We start from the raw sequence: 25,755 nt of genomic DNA, 5'->3' as shown, positions 1-25,755 counted from the left end.
GTTAAACGTATCGGGACCGGTAGCCTGGAACGTAGCAGCAGTCACCATGGAACGTATAACCACTGCTAGTTTGGGCACTTTCTGACGTCGGTATCACTGTACGTGGCTTCGTCGTGCGGTTATACCACATACTTGGTCTCAAAGGGAAACTGTTTTGACAGGTCTAATAATTTTGCACCGTATGCTGGATACCAACCACAGCAATCGATACGGAATCGAAACTGCGATCGCCGATGCTGCCGTTGCCGACGGTATCGAACGCCGTCGGACACTTGAGGAACTCGTGCTCGACCTGCTCGAAGGCGAATTTGCAGGCGTTATTCGGTCTCACGTCCGGGGGGAAGTCTATGGGGGCTGCTGAGAGCACCGCCGAGTTCCACGCGGACCGCGTCTACGACGTAACCGACGAGGAGTACGTCGCCGTTACCCAGGAAACGTTCGTCGGTCCCGCAATCGATGAGTTTCGTCACTTCGAACCGATCGACGACGAAACGACCGTCTATTATCTCTACGTCACCGACAACTCCGGCCGGCTAGTCGGCGTCATGTCCCTTCGGGAACTGCTCAACGCCCCGGAGGACGATGTCGTCGAGGAGCACATGCATACTGACCTCGTGACGATCGACGCTGATGCTGACCCCGAGTACGCAGCCGACGAGATGGCTGATCGGGACTTTCCGGCACTGCCGGTTATCGACACCGACGATGTCCTGATCGGCGTTCTCCGCACCGACGACATGCTCGACGTCGTCGAGGAGGAGGCCACCGAGGACATCATGAAGAGCGCCGGCTTCTCGTTTGCCGACGTCGAGAGTTCCCGGAGTTCGGCGATCCTCGAGTCCTCGATCCCGAAGATCCTCCGGTTGCGACTGCCGTGGCTAATCGTCGCGCTGGCCGGCGGTCTGATGGCCGGCGGCGTCATCGAGCGGTTCGAGGACACGCTTGAAGCCGTCGTCGCGCTCGCCTTCTTTGTCCCGGTAATCATGGACATGGGTGGGAACGTCGGCACGCAGGCGTCGACGATTTTCGTCCGTGGCCTCGCACTCGGTCACATCGACGACCGGAACGCGATGCGTCACTTCGCCCGTGAGGGGCTAATCGGCCTCCTCATCGGGCTGATCATCGGTGGAATCGGTGCCGGTGCGGCGTATGTCTGGCAGATCGACGAACCGTACGCACTCGAGTTGGCGACGGTCGTCTTCGTCGGCCTCGTCACCGTCTGTGTGGTCGCGTCGGTCGTCGGCTACGTCATCCCGTGGATTATGAACAAACTCGGCTTCGACCCCGCGGCGGCGTCGGACCCGCTGATCACGACGGTCAAAGACATCACCGCGCTGCTGATCTACTTCGGACTGGCGGCGGTGCTGCTGAGTGAACTGATCTAGGCCATCGCCCCTGCAGGGGCGCTCTTAGCGACGTACATTTTTTGGAACTGCCGTCGTAGTCGTCGTATGACCGAGCACATCCTCGTCCCAGTCGATGGCTCCCGGCCAGCGACGGCGGCACTCGAGTACGCCCACGAGCGCTTCCCCGAGGATCGACTGACGGTGTTGTACGTCGTCGATCCGATGGCGGACTACAGCCGCGAACGGTCGTATCCGGGGTATACGTCGGACGACGAGTTCAAGACGGAACACGAGAAGGGGGAAGCGGTACTCGAGACGGCGCGCGAGCGACTGCCGGACGACGCGACCGTCGAGATTGCACTCGAGGCCGGCAAGCCACCGAGAGTGATTGTCGAGTACGCAGACGACCACGATGTCGACGCAATCGTCATCGGGAGCCATGGACGGGCAGGTGCTGTACGGTATCTCCTCGGCAGCGTTGCAGAACAGGTCGTTCGCCGGGCTGCGGTACCGGTCACCATCGTTCGTGGTTCGCCTGAGGACGAGAGCTGACGGTGTCTGAAACGCCAGTTGCTGGATTCCTCGTACCGGCTGTGTCGGGAGCACAACTGGTCGCTCGGTACTGATTCTGCGGTCGCGGTGGGTTCGTCGTACCCGAGTCCGGGCCGTGCGGTTAGACGACGGCGAGGACCACCCACGCGAGGCCGATGCCCGCGAGCGAGAGGGCGAGGTTGACGACCGCGTTCGCGACGGCGAGCAGTTTGTCGCCGCGCTCGTAGAGCTGGACCGTCTCGACCGAAAAGGACGAGAACGTCGTGAACGCACCGCAGATACCGACACCCAGCAGCTGAATCACTGATTCGCTTGCGCCCGCGAACGTCGCGAGCGCGAAGACGAAACTCCCCACGACGTTGACGAACAGCGTCGGCCAGGGGAACCGGTCACTCGAGAGTTGCTGGTACACAGCATACCGCAGCATCGCGCCGATTGCGCCGCCGGTGCCGACGATGTGTGCCGGTTCGGGGTCGATGGCGACGAGGTCGGTAGTGAGTGCTAGTGCCAGCGCCAGTATCGGAAATCCGCTCACGCCGTCTCACCTCCGGCCGCTGTGGCTTCGGGACTGCGAACCCGACGGGCGAGTTCGCGGCTCGCGAGCACGCCGGCGAAGCCGAGTCCGTAGTTGCCGACGACGATGGCGGCAAGCAGGAACGGATCGGCGGCGAGCGCCGTCTGGAGTGCGAACGTGCTGTAGGTCGTCAGCGACGAGAGAAAGCCAGTCGTGAAGACGAGCCGCGACTTCCGCTCGACGATTCCTGAGTATTGGGCCTCGTAGGCGATAAAGCCGAGCGCGACACAGCCCAGAACGTTGACGAGCAAAACCGCAACGACATCCGGGAAGAGCCCGATCGCGAAGAATCGGAGATTCGCGCCGGCGAAGCCGCCGATGCCGACCAGTGCAAGCGTTTCGAGCCGAACGAGGGGGTGAGAGTGGGTTCCTGCCATGGCTACCGAAGCAGGGACCGTCAGCCGGCCGTGGGTCCAGACAGAACGCGCAGGATGGATCTGACCATCCGAACAGCGGATCGCGCGCACAGTCTACCCACAGCGCCAGCAGTTGGGTCAGGCGGGCCCCATCGCCCGGTGTCTAGCACACCCTTCTCACAGCCACCCAATGAGCGTTGTGGAACTGTGAGCAGGGGTGTACTCGAGTCCGGTTCGGAGTCTGCATCACCAGCGACCACGAAGGAAAGATCCAAGTTTAGACTCGTTCTAAAACAGCTATGGTCGAGTCCGTCGAGGAACGACGCGGGTTTGCGCGAGCGTCGTGGGCAAACGTGCTTGGCAACGCGGCGAAGATAATCGTCGAGGGAGCGGCGGGGCTGTTGTTTGGCAGCGTCGCGTTACTGGCCGACGCCGCTCACTCTGTTGCGGACCTCGTCGCGAGTATCGTCGTCCTCGTCTGGGGCCGCAGTTCGTTCGACGAGCCCGACGACACGCACCCCCACGGCCACGATCGGATTGAGCCGCTGACGGCGCTATTCGTCGGTGCGGTGATCGCGCTTCTCGGGCTGAACTTACTCTATAGCTCCGTCGAGGGGCTGCTCGTCGGTGTTGACGTTCAGTTTAGCCCGCTGTTGCTCGCCGCGCTCGCGTTCGCAATCGTCGACATGTACCTTGTCTACCGCTACACCGAGGCGATCAACGAACACCTGCAGTCGACCGCACTTGAGGCGCTCGCGACTGACTGTCTGAACGATATCTACACCTCTTTCGCTGCCGTGGTCGGCGTTATCGGTGTCCTGCTCGGCCAGCCGTTGCTTGACCCGCTTGCCGGCGCGCTCGTCAGCGTGTTGGTCGTCTACCAGGGCGTCGAGATTGGTCGTGAGAACATCGGCTACCTCATCGGTGCCGCACCGACACCTGAGAAGCGCGAGGCGGTAACCGCAGTGCTTCGTGATCATCCTGCTGTACACGGAATGCACGACCTGACGGTCTTCTACGACGGGCCCGTCCTCGAGGTCGAAGTCCACGTCGAGGTCGACGGCGATCTCCCACTCCGGAAGGCTCACGACATCGAGTCCGATTTGGTCGACGAATTGCGGGCGTTGGAGGACGTCGGTGACGCGCACGTCCATCTCGACCCGTCGGGGATCGGGGAGTGGAAGGATCAGGTGGACGAGGTCGACCTGTAGCGGGAGTTGGTTCCACCAGGAACGGCGGGCTTGCTATGATACGTGCTTTTATCTCGTCGGCGGACGCGCTTCCGATATGGCTATCGGAGACGTTCGTGAGGTGACGGTTGGCGACTGCTCGGATCTGTACTACGTGGATACCGGAATGTTCGAGATTGATGAGTTCGGTGCCGTCTACATCCTTGATGACGAGCGGCCAGCAATCGTCGAGACCGGCGTCGGTACCAACTACGAGCTGGTCCTTGACGCGCTCGCAGAGCTCGATATCGCGCCAGAGGATGTCGCGGTCATCACCGTCACCCACATCCACCTCGATCACGCGGGCGGTGCAGGACTGCTCGCAGAGGCCTGCCCGAACGCCGACGTATACATCTCCGGTGCCGGTGCGAGCTTGCTCGCCGACCCCGGCAAACTCGTCGCTGGGACGAAAAACGCCGTCGGCGACCAGTGGCAGTACTACGTCCAACCGGCATCGATCCCCGAAGACCGGATCGTCGAACTCGAAGATGGTGACGTGATCGACCTCGGTGAGCACGAACTGCGCGTCCACGCTGCCCCTGGCCACGCGTTCCATCAGGTAGTCTTCGAGGACCCTGCGAACGACGCCGTCTTCACCGGCGACGCGGCGGGGATCTGGATTCCCGACCACGAGGAGATCGTCGAGACCTCACCGCCCTCTGACTTCGATTTGGAGCAGTGTCTCGCAGACACTCGAACAATCGCCGACATCGACCCTGACGTGCTCCTCTACACTCATTTCGGCCCCCGATACGTCGGCGACGATGCCGAGCGGGTACTCGAGGAGTACGCCACTGTCCTCACCGAGTGGGTGAACGCGGTCGAGGCGAAACGGGACGAACTGGCTGACGACGAACTCATGGATCACTTTGCGGCTGCAACCGATCACGGTGACGCCTGGAACGATGAAAAGGCAAGCGCCGAGGCGGCGATGAACGTCCGCGGCACCATCGGCTACCTTGACGACCGGGAGTGAACCGCGAGCGAGAGGTGGCGTCTCTCGAACGAACTTGCCGGCGCTGTCGACAGATCGGCGGCAACAGCTTCTCCAGCATGAATAAACGGAAATTATACTGAAATTAGTTTCATCACGTTTTATCGCGTGGGCGTCACTCTCATTGTACATATGAACTGGCGGGACGCCGAACGCGAGTACGACGACGAGGTGATCGGGACGACGACACTCGGACGGATGTTCGAGGAGACGGCCGAACGGAACACGAATCGGCCGGCCCAGCGCTACAAGGGTGGCGTTTACGATCGCTCGCTCACCGACGGCGTGCTGCCGGCGGCCGATCCAGGTTCGTTTAACGCGATTTCCTACGCCGAGATGCGCGACATCGTCCGCAACCTCGCCGCCGGCTTTCGCGCCCTCGGCGTCGAGTCGGGCGACCGGGTCGGCATCTTCAGCAACACCCGCATGGAGTGGGCGCAGACTGACTTCGCGCTCCTCGGTGCTGGCGCAGTCGTCACCACAGTCTACACGAGTTCCTCGCCCGACCAGGTCTCCTATCTGCTCGACGACCCCGACGCGGACGGCGTCGTCGTCGAGAACCAGGAACTCCTAGAGCGCGTGCTCGCCGTCGAGGATGAACTGGCACTCGAGTTCATCGTCTCGATCGATGAACTCGACGGGTACGATGACCGGGAGGACATTCTAACGCTCGCGGAACTCCACGACCGCGGCGCTGGGGCGTTCGACGAAGATGCCTACCAGGAGTGGGTCGACGAGCCCGAGATGGACGATCTGGCGAGTCTGATCTACACGAGCGGGACGACCGGGAAGCCAAAGGGCGTCCAGCTTACCCACAGCAACTTTCGCTCGAACGTCAACCAGATCCGCAAGCGTTTCGCGCCGCGGCCGGACCGCGACGACGACGTGCCGGTGATCGATTCCGAAAGCCAGGCGATGTCCTACCTGCCGCTGGCACACGTCTTCGAGCGGACGGCGGGCCATTTCCTGCTGTTTGCAAGCGGTGCCTGCGTCGCCTACGCCGAGAACCCGGACACGCTGCAGGAGGACTTCAGCACTGTTCAGCCGAACACGGCGACCAGCGTCCCTCGCGTCTACGAGAAGATCTACGACGCGATCCGCGAGCAAGCAAGCGAATCGTCGGTCAAGAAGCGTATCTTCGAGTGGGCGACAGACGTGGGCGTCGAGTACCAGCAAGCGGACTCACCCGGCCCGATTCTAAACGCGAAGCGTGCGCTCGCGGACAAACTCGTCTTCTCGACGGTCCGCGAGGCGCTGGGCGGCGAGATCGAGATTCTGATCAGCGGTGGTGGCAGCCTCTCGCCCGAACTCTGTCGGCTCTACCACGCGATGGGCCTGCCTATCTTCGAGGGCTACGGCCTGACGGAGACCTCACCGGTCGTCGCGGTCAACCCGCCCGAGGAGCCAAAGATCGGCACGATCGGCCCGACGGTGGTCGATGCCGACATCTCGATCGACGAAAGCGTCGTCGACCAGGACGCCTTCGACGATCCGGGTGCGGTCGGCGAACTCCTTACCCGCGGGCCGAACGTGACACAGGGCTACTGGAACAAGCCCGCGGCGACCGATCGGGCGTTCACCGAGGCCACACAGTCGGACGGGAGTACCACCCTGACGGACTCACCTGAGGATGTGAATGAGGACGAGGACGCTGACGACCAGTGGTTCCGCACCGGTGACGTCGTCCACCTGCGCGACGACGGCTACATCGAGTTCCGCGACCGTGTCAAGCAACTTCTCGTCCTCTCGACCGGCAAGAACGTCGCGCCAGGTCCGATCGAGGACGCCTTCGCCGCGAGCGAGGTCGTCGAACAAGCGATGGTCGTCGGCGACGGTGAGAAGTTTATCGGCGCGCTGCTCGTCCCGAACATCGAACACATCCGCGAGTGGGACGACGAGAACGGTCTCGACCTGCCTACCGATCTCGAGTCGCTCTGTGATGACGAGCGCGTCCGCGAGTACGTCCAGCGGGAGGTCGACCGTGCGAACGAGGACTTCGAGAAACACGAGACGATCAAGCAGTTCGAACTCGTTCCCCAGGAGTTCACCGAGGAAAACGAGATGTTGACGCCGACGATGAAGAAGAAGCGCCGCGTCATCATGAACCGGTTCGAAAACCGCGTCGACCGGATCTACGACGAGTCGTAGAGCGGTCGTTCCTAGGGCCACCACCGCACTCCAGCCATCGATCGCCACGCTTCGTTTGGCGCGCTTCAAATCAGCTCTTCTGCTCTGTTTGTCCGAACACGTTCGCGAAACGCCGGTCTCTCTCGAGTGTCGGTCGCCTAAAACGATGCACTTTTCAGTAGTTAGGCTAGCCTAAAACATGAACAGACGGCATCTGTTCGGTGACCTATGAGCAACGAGACGCACTCGCAACCTTCCTCCCAATCGACGCCCGAGGCGCGAACAGGCCGGTCCGCCGCGCGCGAATCCGGTGACACCGGTCAGCTCGCCGACGCTGCCGTCCACTCCGGCCCGCAGTCAACCGACGCCGCCGACGGCCACTCGAGTCCCACTGCTGACGACGGCGGGGTACACTCGAGTCGACTCGTCGGCGATACCCTCGCGATCGGCTATCCGACGACCGAGGAGCCGGTTGTCGAGGTCGATCGGATCGACCTTCCGGCGGGCGAGATCACGGCGCTCGTCGGGCCGAACGGGAGTGGCAAGTCGACGCTGCTGAAGGCGCTGGCTCGCCAGCACGCACCCGAGCACGGCACTGTCCTCCTCGACGGCGACGACATCGATGATTTCGATAGCAAGCCCTTTGCCCGCCGCGTCGGGATGCTTTCCCAGGAACACGAGTCGCCTGGTGGGATGACCGCCGAGGAACTGATCTATTACGGGCGGTATCCGCACATGGGGTTTTTCGATGCGCCGACTGAGTCCGACGAGGCGGCAGTCGAGCGGGCCATCGACCTCGCGGGCGTCGACCACCTGCGCGAGGAGGAGGTTGGCAACCTGAGCGGTGGCCAGAAGCAACTCGTCTGGATCGCCATGGTGCTTGCCCAGGAGACGGACGTGCTCTTGCTCGACGAGCCAACGACGTATCTCGACCTCCAGCATCAGCTACAGGTGATGGAGCTCGTCCAGACACTCAACGAAGAGCGCGGCGTGACAGTAGGGGTCGTCCTGCACGACATCTCGCAGGCCGCTCGCTACGCGGACAACCTCGTCGCGCTCAAGGATGGTTCCGTCTTCGACTGGGGGCCGCCGGACGAGGTCGTCACCGACGACCTCCTCGAGACGGTCTTCGGCGTCGTCGCGACCGTCGGCTACGGCGAGAACGGGCCGACGATCATGCCCCACCATCCGGTCGAGCAGTAAGGACACAGGATCGCTACGACTCCGTGACGACAAAAAATAGCGATTCTGGCGAACGACGTTTCAAACGCGGTAGTGGCCTGTATACTCAGCTGTATACGGTCCTTCGTTTCCGACGAACGCGTAGTAGTCACCAGACTCTTCAACCTCGAAGGTAACTGACCCTTGTCCGTCTGATTCCTCCGTACAGATGATGTCACCGTCGGCTGTCATAATACCGAGACAGAGATCAGAGTCGGCGGCGTCCCATGACACGTCAACAGTTAGCGTTTCCCCGGGAGCGAGTGAATGCGTGCCGTACGCAGTCGCCTCTCCTGGGTCAATCGTTCCGTCGATGTCGTACGTTGCAGCCGGACCGACATCGGCCACACTATCGACTTCGTCGGTCGTCACGTCGAATTCGTCAGAAGCGGTCGTCCTGTTGTCGTGCGTTTCGGGATCGAGCGCCGTCGGCTCGGTGTCGTCCGAACGCAGCACTATCGAATCATCGGCAGACGTGTTCTCGTCGGCGGTAACCGTCACCGACAGTTCCTCGAACTCGGTCTCATCGATCTGTTCGAGCGTGAACTCGTCTCCGTGTTCCACCTCAGCATCGTCCGCATCGACGAGTTCGACGTCGACGTCGATACCATCCGTCGCAGCGACACCACCGCCGCTGAGCGCAATCGCAACCATCGCCACGAGTGCGAGCGCAATCGGGAGTCGGTTTCGTTTCATCGTTGTTATGTGATTGTCTTCGAGACCGGTTCGGAACGGGCTACAGCAGTCTGTGATACCGTTTCGACACTGCTCGTCGTCTCGTCGTTCCGAACCGACCTCGAACGAGTGTTGAGAGAAACACCTGATAATCACCCGTTGGAAAGCCGTTTCGGAACGGCTAAAATACTCATTACAGTTGTTGTAACACCGAGTTCACAGAAGGAACACGACGTTGCCCATCCCTCGACGTTTTCGCTCGACGAGGTCTTTACTCTCCAGTCGATCGAGTTTCCGACTGACTGTTGCTTTCGAATGGTCCGTTTGCTCGACGATGAGGCGCTGCTCCAGCACACCGTCAGCGTCGAGTATCTGTTCGTAGATGTCTCGTTCTGCCTGGGAAAGTTTCGCCGCGGTCGTTTCCCACTCGTGTTTTCGACGTTCGAGGAGGTCGTCAGACGCCGCTATCGAACCAGGTTCATCTTCACCTCTCGTCGATCTTGTAGTGGTCTCCGCGCCGTCTTCCGATGGTGTCCGGGTCGTTCCTGCCAGCCAGTCGAGAAACAGGTAGGCACTGCTCGCACCGAGGACGAACGACGTACCGAGGATGACGCCGACGTCACGATAAGAGAAAAAGCCGGGGAGTTGCGTCGTCTCCGAACCCGTGCCGTCCACAGAAACGACGACCGGTGACGGATGTGCTAACTGCAACCCCAGCACGACCGACGCGACGACGACCGTCGCCGCTACCAACCCGGGACCGAGGCGTGTGCGTAACTTCATCGCTCGTGGCTGATGGTTGCCCCCAGTATAGTTATAAGACTGAGGATTTCACGGTTCGTATGAGTCAGCCGATAGATTTTGGCGAGAGAGGACATATACTGTTGCTATAGCCAAAATGAAACAAGATGAAACAAACACGAAACACGAGTGAAATACGCTGAAACAAATAACTACATAGTATTTCACGCAGAGTCACCGACCACGTCACGAGAACGAACTACCCGACGATGAGAGAAATTCCGCTCCGGTCGATTCTTCGCGGCCGTTCGCCTCGAGTACTGAGTTTACTCCGTGTCGGCGCAGTGGTCGCGCTGGTCCTCTCGAGTGTGAGTCTCGGTGTCAGCGTCGGTATCGATGGACCGATCGACCGAACTCCTGCAGCAGAAGTTCAGGTAACGAACGAAAGCGTTTCACTCGAGTCCGAAACGCTCACCGAACCTGTCGACGTACACACGATGTCGGGCACGACAGACGAACAGATCAGTATCGCCCGAGACGGCGAGACTCTTGCGATTACGGTCGAGTCGCCACCGATCAACGAAAGCGCGTTCGAAGGCGAGCCAATAGCCCCGAACGAAACGCACGTACAGGACATCGTTCGAGCCAACGAGACCGTACAGTCACTCATCGACAACAGTAGCGACCACGATCTCTCGACACGGATAGCGGTTGATCTGTCGTACGAGGGCGAACGAGAACCCGTGTCCGTAGAACGGGGCCAGCCAGCGTTCGACGTCACTACAACCAGTGAAAACGAAATCCGTATCCGGCAAACAGCGCCAACAGCTCTCGATACTATCACTGCAACGCTGATTCTCCAGGACGATGGACACGCAACGACAACTGCAGTGACGGTCGATACAGTGAACGAGACGGTGACCGACATCACTGCAACTCCGTCGGAACGTCCTGTCGCTCACGGTGACGCAAGTCAGTGACGGACTGGTGTGGACGAAACGAAGCGGTTCCTTCTGGCGGAGAGCACCGGAGACAGTCAGGTAGTCGTCCAGCGGCCACCGCCGGAGTCCGAATCGCTCAAGTACGACAGTCGTGTATCACGTATCGTGTCGAAGCAGGTCCAGCAGGTCGAAACCATCTTCTGCCACGAAACCGGCGGCGACTACCTGATCGTCGTCCAGCGCGACGGCAAACGGCTGTTCCGGGCAAAGCTCGGACTCTCCGAAACTTCCGCCGGGCCCCGCCCCGCGAAGTTCCGTCTCAAGGACGGCTCGAGCGAGGAGCCACGCCAACCCGACGAGTTCGTCGAACTCGCACGCCGCGCGAAGCGAATTCGGATTTCAGAGCAGACATCCCACACAGGCCGTGAGGAACTCCTCGAGATGCTGTCTGGCTACCAGCTCGAGGAGAAGGCCAAGGCCGTTCGGACCTGTCGTTACTGCGCCTCCGCGGGCCGTTACTCACCGATCACGACCGACACGGCGGTCAAAGACGACGAAGACTGGATCTGCCAGGACTGTGCCCGCCAGGAACTCGAGCGCCAGCTATCGTACTCCGGCGGCGGCAAGGTCACGGGCGCTGCGAAAGACCGACTCGAGGACCTCATGATCGAAGTACAGGACTTAGATCGGATCGTCAACCTGCTGCAGGGCCAACTCGACCCCGATCTAACGAAGTTCGATACCATCTCCGCGACGACCGACGAGGTCGACCCCGTCCGGGTCGACTCGCTGAACCTCCATCCCGGCCTGCAGAACCTGCTCGAGGACCGGTTCGAAACACTGCTCCCAGTCCAGAGCCTCGCCGTCGAGAACGGCCTCTTCGACGGTGATGACCAGATGGTCGTCTCCGCAACGGCGACTGGGAAGACGCTGGTCGGCGAGATGACCGGAATCAACCGCGTACTGAACGGCAAGGGGAAGATGCTCTTTCTCGTCCCGCTCGTCGCACTCGCGAATCAGAAACACGAGGACTTCAAAGACGAGTACGGCGACCTCGTCGATGTCTCCATCCGCGTCGGTGCCAGCCGCATCGCCGACAACGGCAACCAGTTCGACCCCAACGCCGACGTTATCGTCGGCACCTACGAGGGCATCGACCACGCCCTCCGCACCGGCAAGGACATGGGCGACATCGGCACCGTCGTCATCGACGAGGTCCACACCCTCAAAGAAGACGACCGCGGCCACCGTCTCGACGGCCTCATCTCGCGGCTCAAACACACCTGCGAGCAACGCGCCACACGCCGCGACGACTACCAGGGTGCCCAGTGGGTCTACCTCTCCGCAACCGTTGGCAACCCGAAGCAACTCGCGACCGCACTCGAGTCCACCCTGATCGAGTTCGAGGAGCGCCCAGTTCCCATCGAGCGCCACGTCACATTCGCCGACGGCCAGGAGAAGGTCCGCGTCGAGAACAAACTCGTCAGACGCGAGTTCGATACCGAGTCTTCGAAGGGGTATCGCGGCCAGACGATCATCTTCACGAACTCCCGGCGACGGTGTCACGAAATCTCGCGGAAACTCGAATACTCCTCAGCGCCGTACCACGCGGGCCTCGATTACAAGCGCCGCAAGAAGGTTGAGCGCCAGTTTGGCGACCAAGATCTCGCGGCGGTCGTGACGACGGCGGCGCTCGCAGCGGGTGTCGACTTCCCTGCTTCGCAGGTCGTCTTCGACTCGCTGGCGATGGGGATCGAGTGGCTCTCCGTACAGGAGTTCCACCAGATGCTCGGGCGCGCGGGGCGGCCGGACTACCACGACAAAGGGACGGTGTACGTTCTTGTCGAGCCCGACACCGCGTATCACAACTCGATGGAGATGACGGAGGACGAGGTGGCGTTCAAGCTGCTCAAGGGCGAGATGGAGTCGGTGATGACTCACTACGACGAGAGCGCGGCGATCGAGGAGACGCTCGCGAACATCACTGTCGGGGGGAAGGCAACGAAGGCGCTCAACGACCGCATGCTGGGCGACGTGCCGACGAAGCACGCGGTCGGCAAACTGCTCCAGTACGACTTCATCGATGGCTTCGAGCCGACGCCGCTGGGGCAGGTCGTGACTGAGCACTTCCTCGATCCAAGCGAGGCGTTCACGCTGCTCGATGGTATTCGGAAGGACGCCCATCCGTACGAGCTCGTGGCGGATATCGAGCTTCGCGACGAGGAGTTGTAGCGTCGGTTGACTGGCGGCTCATTGCTCAGTTTGTACACTGGCTCGTCGATTTGCCTACTCGCCAGTATAGCGGGTTCAACAGTGGGCAGCAGTAACGGGACATTGTGAGGGGCGGGCGACGGCTGAGGGCCGACGGTCAGTTTCAGAATCCGTTGTCGGATTCGTTCAGGGAACGAACGCGATGCCGAACATCGACAACAGGATGACGAGCAGCGAGCCGGGGAAGCCGCCGATCGCGACGATTGCGAGCGCGATCGGAGTGATTGCAACGGAGAGTCCGAAGACGGCTTGGGCCAGAAAGAGGACGATGAGGCCGACGACCGCGTTGACGATGAAGGGGCGGACCGTCTGGATGATGGTCGTTGCACCGATGAGCGCAGCAAGAACGAGGACCAAGAGGAGGATTTCGAGTCCTGTAACCATGATCGACTCTAGTGTCGCAGGGAACAAAACCGTTCGGAACAGAACGAAACCCTTTATGCAGTGCACCCGAAAGAAGGAGGTACGGGATCGTGGGTTAGCCTGGTATACTTCGGGCCTTGGGTGCCCGTGACCCCGGTTCAAATCCGGGCGATCCCATACCGCGATTAAGTTTTTCGGTGGGTTCTACACCTTGTAGTTGCTTCTCACCCTCCCTCCAGCCAGCCCGGACCGACGCGGGGCCCTCTAACGGGTCCCGCGAGGTCCGTTGGCCATTCAGTGCTCTTGAATTCATCCGGGCTTCGTCGCTGTACTCGACCAGTAGCGAAGCAACTGATCTTGAAGTCCAGTCTGCTCTGGAGGGACCGCGATGACCGACTGATCTCAGTTCGTCGCGTACGTGTACTCAGTGTAACGCGGACGCGATCGAGCTCCGTTACTCGAGTCACGGTGCCGATCGGGAATGTCGTGCCTGCCACTACACTCCTGTCCTCGCTTCGGCCAGAGAGAAGCGTGAGGGAGTTCCCGGAATGAAACCGGTCAAACGACGTTGACTGACGGGGGACGCAGCCGATGAGTCGGTACATCGACTATTCGTCTGCGGCAGAATTGGTCGACCTTGAAGCCACCGCCTTTCGGCCTTCCAAGACTAACTATACAACGTTTCCCTTCGCTCTCGTGTTAGCACTTTGTTGATCTCATAGCGTGGCTTTGACAGCGCGTTTGAGTGCTTTTCTTCCCGGCTTCCCAGTGGTTTCCGTCGAAGTTGGAACGCTCGGAGATACTGTGTGAGCTCATCTTTTGAGATTCCTCGATGAGGCAAGAGCCACGGTCGCAGCAGCGATCCGTCGCCCTCGTAGGTGTTGACGTGAACATCGCCGTCGGCGTATTCTCTGTCGCCGTGGGTGACGTATTCGTGGTCGAATGCGTCGTCCTCGCTGAGTGGACCATAGGCACGAAACCCGCCAGTGTAGACGGTCAGTGGCTCCTTCTCGCAAACCGTGAGAAGGTGCCGAATCGTCTCATCGGGCTGCTCTAACAGGTCCGCTGCGACCGATTCCAACCCAAACACATCTAGCGGAATCATGCCTAACGGACACCGCTGATGTGGTGTCCTTGCTCGCTTCGATTCTATGGCGACAACTGGGCAGTATCAACAATTTCCTAAGAAGAGCGCACGTGAGTTGTTAGACTAGCTACAATCAGATGTGGTCGTGAGGTAGCGCGCAGATGATCGTTAGACGTTGAGCTATACACCATGTAATGGACAATGAGTTCGCACAAACTCGGTGGTTCTCACATCAAGTCTTGAGGAGAAATTTCTCCATCTAAAACACCTTTCCCCAAGTCAGATACGCTATAAAATGGGTGTGACCCTTCCTCTTCGTCAACCTCAACTAAGCCTTGATCAACAAGAACACTCAGCCGCGAACTAGTATACCCACGGCTCAGTCCTGTGTTTCGAGCGATATTGCTGGGTGTTAATTCGAGAGATTTTGGTGGACCCAGCAGCTGCAGGATCGCTTGATCTGCTGCTTTCATCCAGTCCACCCGTCGATACATTCGATTTTACAATCGTATATTCCCTGTATGGCCTGTTCGGTCGAGTATAAAATAACCCATTTACGTAATCCACAGATGACGAAGCCGTAAGGTAGGATTAAGTGGCTCCCATGTCTTGATGAACACAACGGAAGTCAGACGGACCCACCGGTAGCCGGCCGAGTCCTCGAGAGAAACGCGGACCTGGTGCTTGTGACACCGGTCCACCTGGCTTCCGTAACCAGACTACGGAAGCATGTATGCGCGCAACCGCACGGGGCAAAAACCCCTCGATCGACTAGCAGAATCGTATCCCGACTACCGACTCTCACTCGAGTCGTTCCGTTTCGGAAACGGTTTTGGAAACGGACTCCCCCTCCAAAACCACTCTCGAGAGGCCACAACTCATCAATCCGTTACGTTTCGGGAAATTAGAAATCGGACGCCGACGGCTAAGAGGGCAGCGTCCGCTCGATACGAATCACCGACGGAGAGAACCCGCGCACGCCCCTTAATCCAACAGTCGACGCACGCGGTGAGTCCACAGTCCAACTACAGTGAGACCATGACGACACTAGCACGCAGCCACAGTAAGCGTCCCAGCTACTGTAGCCAGCGCCCTCTGCTCGCTCTTGGGGTGAGCCGATGAGCGACGCGTTCCACAACCTGACACTGATCAGCCAGGCCGTCGACAATCGAACGCCAAACACCCGGCACCTCCATATGGAGGACGAGCCACTGATCGGGTTGCTGAACCTCAACGCCTTCTGGACGGCCAGCGGACTCGAGGAAGCGATTGATGAGATTCTTACCGACGAGCCAGTTGGTCGTGAGGAGTGGGTGGAACGATGACCAGCACACCACTACCAACGACGATTCCGCCGTACGGGACGGTGGAGTCCACACCGATTGGAGTTGATGTCGGGGTGAAGAACCTCATCGCAGCGGCCTCAGTGGATGCTACTCCGGAGTCGGCGTTCGTACTCACCGGTGACCATCTCCGGAGACGCCACGATGTGCTTGTCGAAGCGATGCGGGCACTTCAGGGCACGAAATTCGACACCACCGACGGACAGGCACAGCTGTTCGCAGCGCTCTGGCATCAGATCCGTCCACAGGTCTACGACGCTGCTGTCCGCGTCGTTCACTACGCCCGGCAGTTCACTGCTCCAATACTCGTACTCGAGGATCTGCCACACGCCACCGTCACGCTTTGGGAGTCCCGAGCAGACACCAATCTGGGGTCATGGTTGCTCCCAACGCTCCAGCACGCCATCATAGTAAAATCTCGGGCTACTGGGATTCCGGTGGTGTACGTTGATCCGAGCAATACTACGCGGCAGTGCCACGTCTGTGGGACACTCGCGTCGGTCAAGCAGGATGTCATCAAGTGCACCACTGACGACTGCTCCGTCGAAACGGTCTGTCGAGACTGGAGTGCCGCTGTGAGCATTGCACAACGAGCTGTTTCTGCAGAGACCGAAGTCATCGAAGCATGGGCCGACGAGGGCTCGATTGCACCACCCAGTGTGGCCTCCTCGGAACGTGACTCGCAGACAGCTCCCTCGACGCAGGGCACACCAGACACAGCGGACGCAACCACCGAGACGGACAGCTAAAAGCTGCTCCCGAAACGGAGAGTGCCATCGCTGCCCATCCCAGACCACCCTTGACCATCCGGTTCAGTTTCAGTCCGGTTTGCGACCATTTATACCCGATGGCGAACCTAGGACAGTGCAATGGCGCAAGCGGGAAATTCTGAACTTGTCGACGCGTTCGAGCAGTTCTTCCGCAACTACTACGACAACGAAATCAAGCAGCTTGCGCAGCAGTATCCCAACGAACAGCGCTCGCTCCACGTCGACTGGCAGGAACTCTACCGATTCAATCCGGACCTAGCCGACGACGTGCTGGCCCAGCCAGAACAACTCCAGCGCTACGCCGAAGAAGCGCTGCGGCTCTATGACCTGCCGATCGACGTCAGCCTCGGACAGGCCCACGTCCGCATCAAGAACCTGCCCGAGACCGAGACGCCCGAGATCCGCGAGATCCGCGCGCGCGATATGAACTCGCTGGTCGAGGTCCACGGCATTGTCCGCAAGGCGACGGACGTCCGTCCGAAAATCGAGGAGGCAGCCTTCGAATGCCAACTCTGTGGCACGCTTAGCCGCGTCCCGCAGTCGAGCGGGGACTTTCAGGAACCTCACGAGTGTCAGGGCTGTGAACGACAGGGGCCGTTCAAGGTCAACTTCGACCAGTCCGAGTTCGTCGACTCCCAGAAGCTCCGCATTCAGGAGAGTCCCGAGGGACTCCGCGGTGGCGAGACGCCACAGGCACTCGACGTCCACGTCGAGGACGACATTACTGGCGAGGTCACGCCGGGCGATCACGTCTCTGCGACGGGTGTGCTCAGACTCGAACAGCAGAGCAATCAGGGCGAGAAGACGCCGGTGTTCGACTTCTACATGGAGGGGATGTCCGTTGACATCGACGAAGAGCAGTTCGAGGACATGGACATCACCGCCGAGGACAAGAAGCGAATCTACGAAATCTCGAATCGAGACGATGTCTACGACAAGATGGTCGGCTCCATCGCGCCCTCCATCTACGGCTACGATCAGGAGAAGCTCGCGATGACCCTCCAGTTGTTCTCCGGCGTGACGAAACATCTCCCCGACGGGTCGCGGATTCGTGGCGACCTGCATATGCTCCTCATCGGGGATCCGGGTACTGGTAAGTCGCAGATGATTGGCTACATCCAGAACATTGCGCCTCGATCCGTCTACACCTCCGGGAAGGGATCGTCCTCGGCTGGTCTGACGGCCGCAGCCGTTCGCGACGACTTCGGCGACGGCCAACAGTGGACACTCGAGGCCGGTGCGCTCGTCCTCGCCGATCAAGGAATTGCGGCGGTTGACGAGCTAGATAAGATGCGGTCGGAGGATCGGAGTGCCATGCACGAGGCCCTCGAGCAGCAGAAAATCTCTGTTTCCAAGGCCGGCATCAACGCCACTCTCAAGTCTCGGTGTTCGCTGCTGGGTGCGGCGAATCCCAAGTACGGCCGTTTCGACCAGTACGAACCGATCAGCGAACAGATCGACCTCGAACCGGCGCTCATCTCGCGGTTCGACCTGATCTTCACCGTCACGGACACGCCAGACGAGGAGAAGGACCGAAACCTGGCGGAACACATCCTGACGACCAACTACGCGGGTGAGCTAACCACCCAGCGCGAGCAGATGACCAACCTCGATGTCAGCCAGGAGGAGATCGAGGAGATGACCGAACAGGTCGATCCCGAGATCGATGCCGACCTCCTTCGGAAGTACATCGCCTTCTCCAAGCAGAACTGTCACCCGCGGATGACCGAGGAAGCCCGCGAGTCGATCCGGGACTTCTACGTCAATCTTCGTTCGAAGGGGACCGACGAGGATGCAGCTGTCCCCGTCACCGCCCGAAAACTCGAGGCGCTCGTTCGCCTTTCGGAAGCCAGTGCGCGTGTTCGTCTTTCGGATACGGTCGAACAATCCGACGCGGATCGGGTCATCGAAATCGTCCGCTCGTGTCTCCAGGATGTCGGTGTCGATCCCGAAACGGGCGAGTTCGACGCCGACATCGTCGAGGCAGGGACTTCGAAGTCCCAACGTGACCGGATCAAGAACCTGAAACAGCTAATCAGCGATATCGAAGAGGAGTACGACGACGGTGCCCCAGTCGACATCGTCATGGATCGTGCAGAGGAGATCGGCATGGATCACTCGAAAGCCGAGCACGAAATCGAGAAGCTAAAGCAGAAAGGCGAGGTCTACGAGCCGAGTACGGATAATCTGCGAACGACGTAGCTGTCTGAGTGTTCAGCGCCCACCAGTCTTGGATGTCGTTGTCGTTTCACTCCAAGAGGGCTCGATTCGTTGGTTCGTGCACCCGCCTTGTCATTAGTCTGGTTCCAGGTCCGAATCTGGATCGTGGCTCAGTCTTGAGTCTGATCTCGACTCTGAGCCTGTGTTTGCCTCAACCTCTGATTTTGCCCGGTCTGATCCGGACGCTACCTCTGCTCTCGAGTCTGTGTTCGTGTCTGTTCTTGGTTTTGGTTCCGACGCCGAGTCCGGTTCTGTTTCTCCCTCTGTCTCTGTGTCTATCCCTGCATCTATCTCCGTGTCTGTCTCCAGTTCTGGCTCTCCGTTCGTCTCCGAAGCAGCAGTTTGCTCTGACTCCGTCTCCACCTCTGTCTTCGTCTCGAGTGCCTCGAGTTTCTTGTGTGTTGTCCGGATCGTTGTAGGAGCGACGTCTGCGACATCGGCAGCTTCGGCCTGCGTGATGGTTGGCCACTCATCGCGTTCGCCGGCAGCGTGGTAGAGACAGGCTGCGGCGACGCCACTCGGGTTGCTGCCACAGATTCGGTTTGCCTGCTGCAGTGCGGTGACGTGTTCGTGTGCGCGTTTCTCGGTGGGCATCTCGAGGTCGAGTTCTGAGGCGAACCGTGGAAGGTAGTCGGTTGGATCGATCGGTCCGGTTTCGAGTCCGAGTTCGCGATTGAGTGCTGTGTAGGCCGCTTTGAGTTCGGCTTCGTCTGCGGATGCGACGGTGACGATTTCGTCGATCGTTCGTGGGAGGTTGTGGGTACGACAGATTGCGTAGACGACTGCGGCGGCAAAGCCTTCGAGTGAGCGCCCCTGAAGGAGGTTTTCGGACTGGGCATTGTCGAACAGGGCACAGGCCTGCTCCGTGATCGGGTCAGTTAGCGATAGTCGGGCGACAATACATCTGATTTCATTGAACGCACGAATCTGATTGTACTCTGCTTTTGTTGCTATCTGTGAGCGGGTATGTTCACGTTGCAGTCTGGTGAGTTGGCGTCGTTTGCGACCAGTGATACGTGTACTCTGGTCGAACTGTGAGCCGGATCCGTAGCCGATCATCGTCGACAGACCACGGTCGTGGCGTGAGCGAGTGAGTGGGGCACCGGTTCGGCGACGATCAGTCGGGTCGTCGACGAATGACCGCCATTCAGGCCCACGGTCGATCAGATCAGTGTCGACGATGGCACCACACTCTTCGCAGATCGTTTCTGTTTCGCGCTCCCGGAGTATTCCATCACACTCCGGACAGTGAGTCGGCGAATCGTTACGCTCCATTGGTTATATCGCTTCATCTTAGTCTGGGGCCGGAATGGTATTTAAAGTAACCGAATAGTTGGAAACATAACACCAATCGGAAGGTAAGAGAATATTCTGGCATAGACAACGGCCGGCAAGCGATTTGAACGGCCTACGGGCCGAACGTAATCTCGTTGCCCGCAAGTACCTCGCCGAACAACCAGTCTGCGTGGTCGAGAGCGTACTCGTGGTGGTCGTCGTCGATCGCACCGATACAGTCTTCGACCATGAGCGGCCGGAAATCCCGCAAACCGGCGCTCCCGCCAGTGTGGAGGACGCAGACGTTGGCGAGCGTCCCACAGATGACCAGGTCGTCGATTCCGCGAGCGTTCAGCCAGCCCTCGAGTTCGGTGTTGTAAAACGCGTCGTAGGTGTGCTTTTCGACGACGTGGTCGTCCGGGTGGACCTCGAGTTTGTCGACGATCTTGGCCTCCCAGGAGTCCTCGAGGACGTGTTCGCCCCATTGCTCGAACTCGTTGTAGTAGTAGGCCTCGTCGAACTGTTCTGGTGGGTGCACATCCCTGGTGTAGACGATTCGCGTGCCTGCGTCGCGACCCCGGTCGACGAGTTCGGCAACTGGCTCGATCACCTCCTCGCTGCCGGGTGCGTACAGCGTTCCGTCGGGGTGACAGAACCCGTTTTGCATATCGACGACGACGACGGCCGTGCGGTCTGTATCCAGTGTGAGAGACATACCCAATGCTACGAACGCGCCCGCAAAAACGTTCGCGGCGGGTGCGTTCGTCCGACCGTCGCTCTTTTTACGGTTGCTTTCGTACAGATTGACAACTATACCCTACCTCCGATGAATTTGACGCGAACGCAACTCACGGCGGGTCTTGTCGGCCTTGCGGTACTCATCCTCCTTGGTGCGGCGATCGGCGGTGTCGCCATCTTTTCTCCAGGGGAGGATTCGACACCGGGTCCTGACTCTGATTCGGGTGCCGGTAACCATCACAGCGGACTCGAGTCGGAGGTCCCGCCCGAGGACCGACCGGACGATCCGTCCACGAGCGAGACTGTCGGCTACGTTGATGGCTACTGGTACGACGACGAGTTACCGGTCGATGACCGTACTGACGCCGCCGTTGAGTCGGACGAACTGGACGCCGTCGTCGCCCGTTCGATGGCTCGTGTCGAACTCATCCGCAACCTGACGTTCCAGGACGAGGCCGAGGTTGCTGTCATCTCCCGTGAGGAGTACCAGACAGAACACGGCGATATGTTTGCGAACGTCACCGGCGACCAGCGTCTCCAGCAGAACGTCAACTACGAGGCACTGTTCATGGTTGATCGGGAAACCGATGCCACCGAGGCGTTCGAATCGCTCTACGGCGGTGCCGTCGACGGCTTCTATGATCCGGTGACAGACGAAATCGTTCTCGTCTCGGACAGCCCCGACTCGCCCGAACTGGACGAAATCGTGCTGGGCCACGAGCTACTTCACGCGTTACAAGACCAACACTTTGATCTCCGGAGCTACGACCGTGAGACGATCGCCCAGGATAACGCCAAGAACGGCCTCATCGAAGGCGATGCGGTCTGGGTCGACACCGCGTACGAACAGCGCTGTGAGGCCGACTGGGACTGTCTCCAGCCTGATAGAACGCCGCCCGCCGTCGGCGATCTCAACTGGGGACTGTACCTCACAATGTACCAGCCCTACGACGACGGTCCCGACTACGTCGACCACCTGCTCGAACAGGGCGGCTGGGACGCCGTGGACGCAGCCTACGACGACCCGCCAACGAGCAGTTCCGAAGTGATCCGACCTGGTGAGGATCGGGAGCCAGTTACGATCGAACTCGAAGATCGATCGAACGACGAGTGGACCCAACTCGAGTTGAACGGTGACGTCGCGACCGAATCTGTGGGTGAGGCCGGGATGGTCGCGATGTTCGCGGGCGGTGCGTTCGACGATATGCGACCGACCGTGATCGACCGCGCCGACCTCATCGGCTCGGGAGTTGGCTATGAGTTCGACCACGCCATCACCGACGGGTGGGCCGGCGACGAACTGGTAACGTACGTCGCGACGAACGACGGGGAGACCGCTGACAACGTCGAGGACACCGGCTACGTCTGGCAGACCGAGTGGACCTCTGCGGAGGACGCCGCGCAGTTTGCCGACGCGTATACCATGCTGCTCGAACTGTATAACAGCGATCAGGCCAACGACTCGGTGGACACCTACGTCATCGACCGTGGCTTCCCCGGTGCGTACCACGTCGAGCAGGACGATGAGACGGTCACCATCGTCCGTGCGCCGACCGTCGACGACCTTGATGCGATCGACGCAGGCGCTGTCCCGGGTAGTGCGGACGCGCCTACTCCAGCCTCGAGTACCGAGTCGGCTTCGGACGCGACCGCAGCCAGTGTTGCCGACGATCAGGAGGGGGCGGTCCTTGCGGGTCTCAATCCTGGCTTCGGAACAGTGACGGCCGTCTTCGTGTCCGTCGCGCTCGCAGGAACCGTTGGCTGGCTCGCCGTCCTCAGAACGCGCGCTCGGCCACGGCTGAACTCGAGTTCATCTGCCTCGGTCGCGTCTGGCGCACGTCGGGTAGTCGTGACGGTCGAAAAGCCGACGAAGCTTTGACCACACCGGCGAAAACGAAACTCGATGGCGAAGCGACAGGGGTCAAACTCTCTGCAGGCGGCCAGTGGACGGCTGCGTACTCGAGTACGAGCCCTGCCGCTGGGACTCGTCGCTGTACTCGCCCTCGTCGTTCTTGCGGGGTGTACGCTTCCAGCGTCGCCGGATCAGTTCGGTACTGACCGTGAGTACGGCGAGCTTGGCGAGTACTCGCCCGAGGACACGTTCGCGTTCGATGACGAGACTACACCCGAACTCAGTGAGGCTGAACTCGAACAGGCCAAGTACCGTGCGATGGCTCGCATCGAGGTCGTCCGCGAGTTACGGTTCAAACACGATGTCGAGCTCGAGGTAATCAGCCGCGAGACGTACCGCGAGCAACGCGGCGAGTCTGGCACTGCGTCGCCGTTCACCAACGAGTTCTGGCGCGGGACGTTCGTTGTCGACGGTGAGACGGACGCGAATCAGGAACTCGACACCCTCTACGCTGGGGCAGTGCAGGGATACTACACAGACGATCGGATCGTTATTGTCACCGACGCAGCGAACGATGGCGTCCGGATCGATCGCGACACGCTGGTGCACGAACTCGTCCACGCGCTACAGGACCAGCACTTCGGACTCGCACGCGAAGGTGAGACGCTCGACGAGCGCCGCGCCGAACTCGGGCTGATCGAGGGGGAGGCGAACTACCTGCCGGAGCTGTACGACGAGCACTGTGGCGAACAGTGGCAGTGTCTCGCTGCCACCGTTCCGACGGATGCGTCCACTCCCGCAGCGGACGACAGCTCGGCGGACAGCGCCTCGGCGGACGACGGCACTGGGGGTGAGGCCGACACCGACACCACCGAGATCAACTCCGGGCTTTTCCTCTCTATCTACGCTCCCTACGCCATGGGACCGGAGTTCGTTGCCACCCTCCACGAGCGCGGCGGGTGGGACGCCGTCGACGCGGCCTACGACGACCGACCAGCGAGCACGGCGCAGTTGATCGATCCGGATCGTTATCCCGACGACGAACCGGTCACTGTCGACATTCCGGACCGCTCCGATACGGCGTGGGAGCCGATCACAGTCGACGGCGAGAGCGACGAGCCGCGGACCGACACCGTCGGCGAGGCGTCGCTGTTCGCAACGCTGTGGGCCAACGGCGTCATCGACCGCCCGCTCACCGCGGGCGCACCCGAGCACTCGCCGTACAATTACTCGGCACCCGAGACCAGCGGCTGGGAAGGTGATACGTTTCAGGTGTATCAACAGGTGAATCCGGACGCAGACGAAGGCACGGTCGCGGACACAGGTGCGGATGGGGGCGAAGGCGAGAGTGACGACGACCATGGGCACCACGACTCACAGCCCGCCTTCGTCTGGCAACTCACCTGGGATACCCCCGACGATGCGACCACCTTTGCCGACGCCTATCGGACTCTCCTCGGCACACACAACGCATCGCTCGAGGACCCGGGCTCACCCGTGCCCGGATCACAGCAAACGATCCACCACATCCCCGACAGCGAGCCGTTCGGCGGCGGCTACGCCGTCTCGGTTACCGATGAGACCGTGACTATTGTCGGCGCGCCGACGACGGCAGCACTCGAGTCCGTCCACGACACGGTCACCACACCGACACCCGAATCCACAGCGTCGGCCGACCCTCCGTCTGCGCTCGCTGGTAGCACAGGACCGTACTCGAGTCCGGTTCCATCCTCGTCGTAATCTCTCCCCTCAATCAGCACCGTCCTGCAACTCTCTCCAGGTATGTCAAAGACCATCACAATCAACGCCAAAATCGACCGGAGACGAGTAGGTTTTTGGCTTCGCGCAGGAAATCGACGCTATGTCAAACCCGTTCGGTACCATCCCCGACGAGGCGATTCTCGAGGGGACCGCGACGGACGCCTATTTCGACCGCACGCGGACGACACTCGAGTACGCCGGGAAGAACCCGCACGTCGTCGCCGAGGTCACCGCCGACCAGTTCCCGACTGGGTCGTTCGATGTCTTCACAGGCGTTACAGACGTCGCGAAACTCTTCGAGGACCGTGCTGTCGACGTCGATGCCCTGCCTGACGGGCACCTGTTCGACGGTGGGCCAGTCATGCGAATCGAAGGTCCCTATCTCGAGTTTGCCGAATTCGAAACCTCTCTGCTCGGCTTTCTTTCCCAACCCAGTGGGTTCGCCACGGCCGCACTCGAGTCCCGACTCGCTGCGCCGGACGGGACTGTCCTCTCCTTTGGTGCGCGCCACGTGCATCCGTCGATCGCAGCGACGGTCGAGCGAGCGGCGTTGCTCGCCGGACTCGACGGCTTTTCACACGTCGCTGCCGGCGAACTCCTTGGTCGTGAAGCGGACGGAACGATGCCCCATGCGCTCATGTTCTGTTTCGGCGAGGGGAATCAGGCCGAGGCGTGGGAGACGTTCGACGAGGCAGTTCCGGAGGAGGTTCCACGAATCGCGCTTGCCGACACCTTCTGGGACGAAAAGAGCGAGAGCCTCCTCGCGGCCGAGACGCTCGGCGACGATCTCGACGGCGTCCGCATCGACACCACGAGTTCACGCCGCGGCGATTTCCGCCACATCATCCGTGAGGTTCGCTGGGAACTCGACGCCCGGGGATACGAGGACGTTGACATCTTCTGTAGCGGGGGACTCGATCCGGATTCGATCCGCGAACTGCGAGACATCGCGGATGGCTTCGGCGTTGGGAGCCACATCACCGGTGCGGACTCGGTCGACTTTAGCCTGGATATTGTCGAAATAGCGGGCAAGCCGATCTCTAAACGCGGTAAACTCGCTGGTGTGAAGGAGGTGTACCGAACCGCAGACGGTGGCCACCACGTTGCGCTGGCTGACCACGATGCGCCCGACGATGCGACGGCTCTACTCGAGCCACTCGTCCGTGATGGCGAACTCGTCCGCGAGTTCGACCTCGATGCGGCGAGTGAGCGGTGTCTGGCCGACGCTGAGGCGGTCGAATTCGGCGATCTGGATAGCTGATTGTCGCTCAGTTGTGTCCGTTGTCCGCTTGCGTCTGAGACGACGTGCTCTCGGTCTT

Annotated in this window: 22 protein-coding genes, 1 tRNA gene and 2 pseudogenes; 16 read left to right on the top strand and 9 right to left on the bottom strand. The window is 60.5% G+C overall.

The features are described from left to right. Positions 1–181 precede the first annotated feature (181 nt). The 3 genes from C482_RS00930 (at position 182) to C482_RS00920 (ending at position 1,898) form a co-directional block, all read left to right on the top strand. On the top strand, positions 182–361 hold the full coding sequence (locus C482_RS00930; RefSeq protein ID WP_006165467.1) for a hypothetical protein: 180 nt from the start codon (positions 182–184) through the stop codon (positions 359–361). Then, positions 348–1,385 (top strand): magnesium transporter, encoded by a 1,038-nt coding sequence (gene mgtE / locus C482_RS00925; protein WP_006165466.1) that lies wholly within the window; start codon positions 348–350, stop codon positions 1,383–1,385. Before C482_RS00930 ends, mgtE begins: the two co-directional genes overlap by 14 nt. 66 nt (positions 1,386–1,451) lie before the next feature. Continuing rightward, positions 1,452–1,898, top strand: coding sequence for a universal stress protein (locus C482_RS00920; protein ID WP_006165465.1), 447 nt, complete (start codon positions 1,452–1,454; stop codon positions 1,896–1,898). Positions 1,899–2,019: 121 nt separating this feature from the next. Here C482_RS00920 and C482_RS00915 read toward each other — a convergent pair whose 3' ends face one another. Both C482_RS00915 and C482_RS00910 read right to left on the bottom strand, forming a co-directional pair. Further along, positions 2,020–2,433: a fluoride efflux transporter FluC gene (locus C482_RS00915; RefSeq protein ID WP_006165464.1), complete on the bottom strand. Its 414-nt coding sequence runs from the start codon at positions 2,431–2,433 to the stop codon at positions 2,020–2,022. After that, positions 2,430–2,849, bottom strand: a complete 420-nt coding sequence (locus C482_RS00910; protein WP_006165463.1) for a fluoride efflux transporter FluC — start codon at positions 2,847–2,849, stop codon at positions 2,430–2,432. The genes C482_RS00915 and C482_RS00910 overlap by 4 nt, the downstream gene beginning before the upstream one ends. A gap of 278 nt (positions 2,850–3,127) precedes the next feature. On the opposite strand from C482_RS00910, the gene C482_RS00905 reads away from it, so the two are divergent. The 4 genes from C482_RS00905 to C482_RS00890 all read left to right on the top strand — a co-directional run bounded on the left by C482_RS00905 (position 3,128) and on the right by C482_RS00890 (position 8,381). Then, positions 3,128–4,039: a cation diffusion facilitator family transporter gene (locus C482_RS00905; RefSeq protein ID WP_006165462.1), complete on the top strand. Its 912-nt coding sequence runs from the start codon at positions 3,128–3,130 to the stop codon at positions 4,037–4,039. A gap of 76 nt (positions 4,040–4,115) precedes the next feature. Beyond that, complete coding sequence (locus C482_RS00900) at positions 4,116–5,033, top strand: MBL fold metallo-hydrolase (RefSeq protein ID WP_006165461.1); 918 nt, start codon at positions 4,116–4,118, stop codon at positions 5,031–5,033. A gap of 150 nt (positions 5,034–5,183) precedes the next feature. Then, positions 5,184–7,199 carry an AMP-dependent synthetase/ligase gene (locus C482_RS00895; RefSeq protein ID WP_006165460.1) on the top strand — a complete coding sequence of 672 codons (2,016 nt, stop codon included), beginning with the start codon at positions 5,184–5,186 and terminating at the stop codon, positions 7,197–7,199. Positions 7,200–7,406: 207 nt separating this feature from the next. Then, complete coding sequence (locus tag C482_RS00890) at positions 7,407–8,381, top strand: ABC transporter ATP-binding protein (protein ID WP_006165459.1); 975 nt, start codon at positions 7,407–7,409, stop codon at positions 8,379–8,381. A 60-nt stretch (positions 8,382–8,441) separates the two neighbouring features. On the opposite strand, the gene C482_RS00885 is transcribed toward C482_RS00890, so the two are convergent. Both C482_RS00885 and C482_RS00880 read right to left on the bottom strand, forming a co-directional pair. Then, the gene (locus C482_RS00885) at positions 8,442–9,095 is read right to left on the bottom strand and encodes a hypothetical protein (protein WP_241431857.1); all 654 of its coding nucleotides are present in this window, start codon (positions 9,093–9,095) and stop codon (positions 8,442–8,444) included. A 195-nt stretch (positions 9,096–9,290) separates the two neighbouring features. Continuing rightward, positions 9,291–9,857 (bottom strand): helix-turn-helix transcriptional regulator, encoded by a 567-nt coding sequence (locus C482_RS00880; protein WP_006165457.1) that lies wholly within the window; start codon positions 9,855–9,857, stop codon positions 9,291–9,293. Between the two features lie 227 nt (positions 9,858–10,084). Between C482_RS00880 and C482_RS00875 the strand changes: the two genes are divergently transcribed. Both C482_RS00875 and C482_RS00870 read left to right on the top strand, forming a co-directional pair. After that, positions 10,085–10,795, top strand: coding sequence for a hypothetical protein (locus C482_RS00875; protein ID WP_006165456.1), 711 nt, complete (start codon positions 10,085–10,087; stop codon positions 10,793–10,795). Positions 10,796–10,921: 126 nt separating this feature from the next. Then, entirely contained in the window at positions 10,922–12,988 is a 2,067-nt protein-coding gene (locus tag C482_RS00870) for a DEAD/DEAH box helicase (RefSeq protein WP_006165455.1), read from the top strand. Between the two features lie 165 nt (positions 12,989–13,153). Here the strand turns inward: C482_RS00870 and C482_RS00865 are convergent, their stop codons facing one another. Next, positions 13,154–13,411: a pro-sigmaK processing inhibitor BofA family protein gene (locus tag C482_RS00865; RefSeq protein ID WP_006165453.1), complete on the bottom strand. Its 258-nt coding sequence runs from the start codon at positions 13,409–13,411 to the stop codon at positions 13,154–13,156. Positions 13,412–13,494: 83 nt separating this feature from the next. Between C482_RS00865 and C482_RS00860 the strand changes: the two genes are divergently transcribed. Beyond that, positions 13,495–13,567, top strand: a tRNA-Pro gene (locus C482_RS00860). 539 nt (positions 13,568–14,106) lie between these two features. On the opposite strand, the pseudogene C482_RS00855 reads toward C482_RS00860, so the two are convergent. Beyond that, a pseudogene (locus C482_RS00855) lies at positions 14,107–14,483 on the bottom strand (transposase); the annotation flags it as partial. Positions 14,484–14,704: 221 nt separating this feature from the next. Further along, positions 14,705–14,950 carry a winged helix-turn-helix domain-containing protein gene (locus C482_RS20130; RefSeq protein WP_161605583.1) on the bottom strand — a complete coding sequence of 82 codons (246 nt, stop codon included), beginning with the start codon at positions 14,948–14,950 and terminating at the stop codon, positions 14,705–14,707. Positions 14,951–15,595: 645 nt separating this feature from the next. Between C482_RS20130 and C482_RS00850 the strand changes: the two genes are divergently transcribed. From C482_RS00850 to C482_RS00840, 3 genes are all read left to right on the top strand, one after another. After that, on the top strand, positions 15,596–15,802 hold the full coding sequence (locus C482_RS00850) for a hypothetical protein (protein ID WP_006165447.1): 207 nt from the start codon (positions 15,596–15,598) through the stop codon (positions 15,800–15,802). Further along, a complete protein-coding gene (locus C482_RS00845) occupies positions 15,799–16,569 on the top strand; it encodes a zinc ribbon domain-containing protein (RefSeq protein WP_241431856.1) in 771 nt (256 codons plus the stop codon). Before C482_RS00850 ends, C482_RS00845 begins: the two co-directional genes overlap by 4 nt. Before the next feature lie 120 nt (positions 16,570–16,689). Then, positions 16,690–18,792, top strand: a complete 2,103-nt coding sequence (locus tag C482_RS00840; protein ID WP_006165444.1) for a minichromosome maintenance protein MCM — start codon at positions 16,690–16,692, stop codon at positions 18,790–18,792. A 396-nt stretch (positions 18,793–19,188) separates the two neighbouring features. Here the strand turns inward: C482_RS00840 and C482_RS00835 are convergent. Continuing rightward, positions 19,189–20,085: pseudogene (locus C482_RS00835) on the bottom strand (transcription initiation factor IIB); the annotation flags it as partial. A 133-nt stretch (positions 20,086–20,218) separates the two neighbouring features. Next, positions 20,219–20,800, bottom strand: coding sequence for a cysteine hydrolase family protein (locus C482_RS00830; protein ID WP_006165441.1), 582 nt, complete (start codon positions 20,798–20,800; stop codon positions 20,219–20,221). A 111-nt stretch (positions 20,801–20,911) separates the two neighbouring features. On the opposite strand from C482_RS00830, the gene C482_RS00825 reads away from it, so the two are divergent. From C482_RS00825 to C482_RS00815, 3 genes are all read left to right on the top strand, one after another. Further along, a complete protein-coding gene (locus C482_RS00825) occupies positions 20,912–22,702 on the top strand; it encodes an Hvo_1808 family surface protein (protein ID WP_006165439.1) in 1,791 nt (596 codons plus the stop codon). Positions 22,703–22,726: 24 nt separating this feature from the next. Next, positions 22,727–24,415 carry an Hvo_1808 family surface protein gene (locus tag C482_RS00820; protein WP_006165437.1) on the top strand — a complete coding sequence of 563 codons (1,689 nt, stop codon included), beginning with the start codon at positions 22,727–22,729 and terminating at the stop codon, positions 24,413–24,415. A 121-nt stretch (positions 24,416–24,536) separates the two neighbouring features. Then, positions 24,537–25,697 carry a nicotinate phosphoribosyltransferase gene (locus C482_RS00815; protein WP_006165435.1) on the top strand — a complete coding sequence of 387 codons (1,161 nt, stop codon included), beginning with the start codon at positions 24,537–24,539 and terminating at the stop codon, positions 25,695–25,697. Positions 25,698–25,755 lie beyond the last annotated feature (58 nt).

The organism is Natrialba chahannaoensis JCM 10990 (assembly GCF_000337135.1).
Classification (GTDB): Archaea; Halobacteriota; Halobacteria; order Halobacteriales; family Natrialbaceae; genus Natrialba; species Natrialba chahannaoensis.
This window is presented reverse-complemented; position numbering and strand designations above follow the sequence as displayed.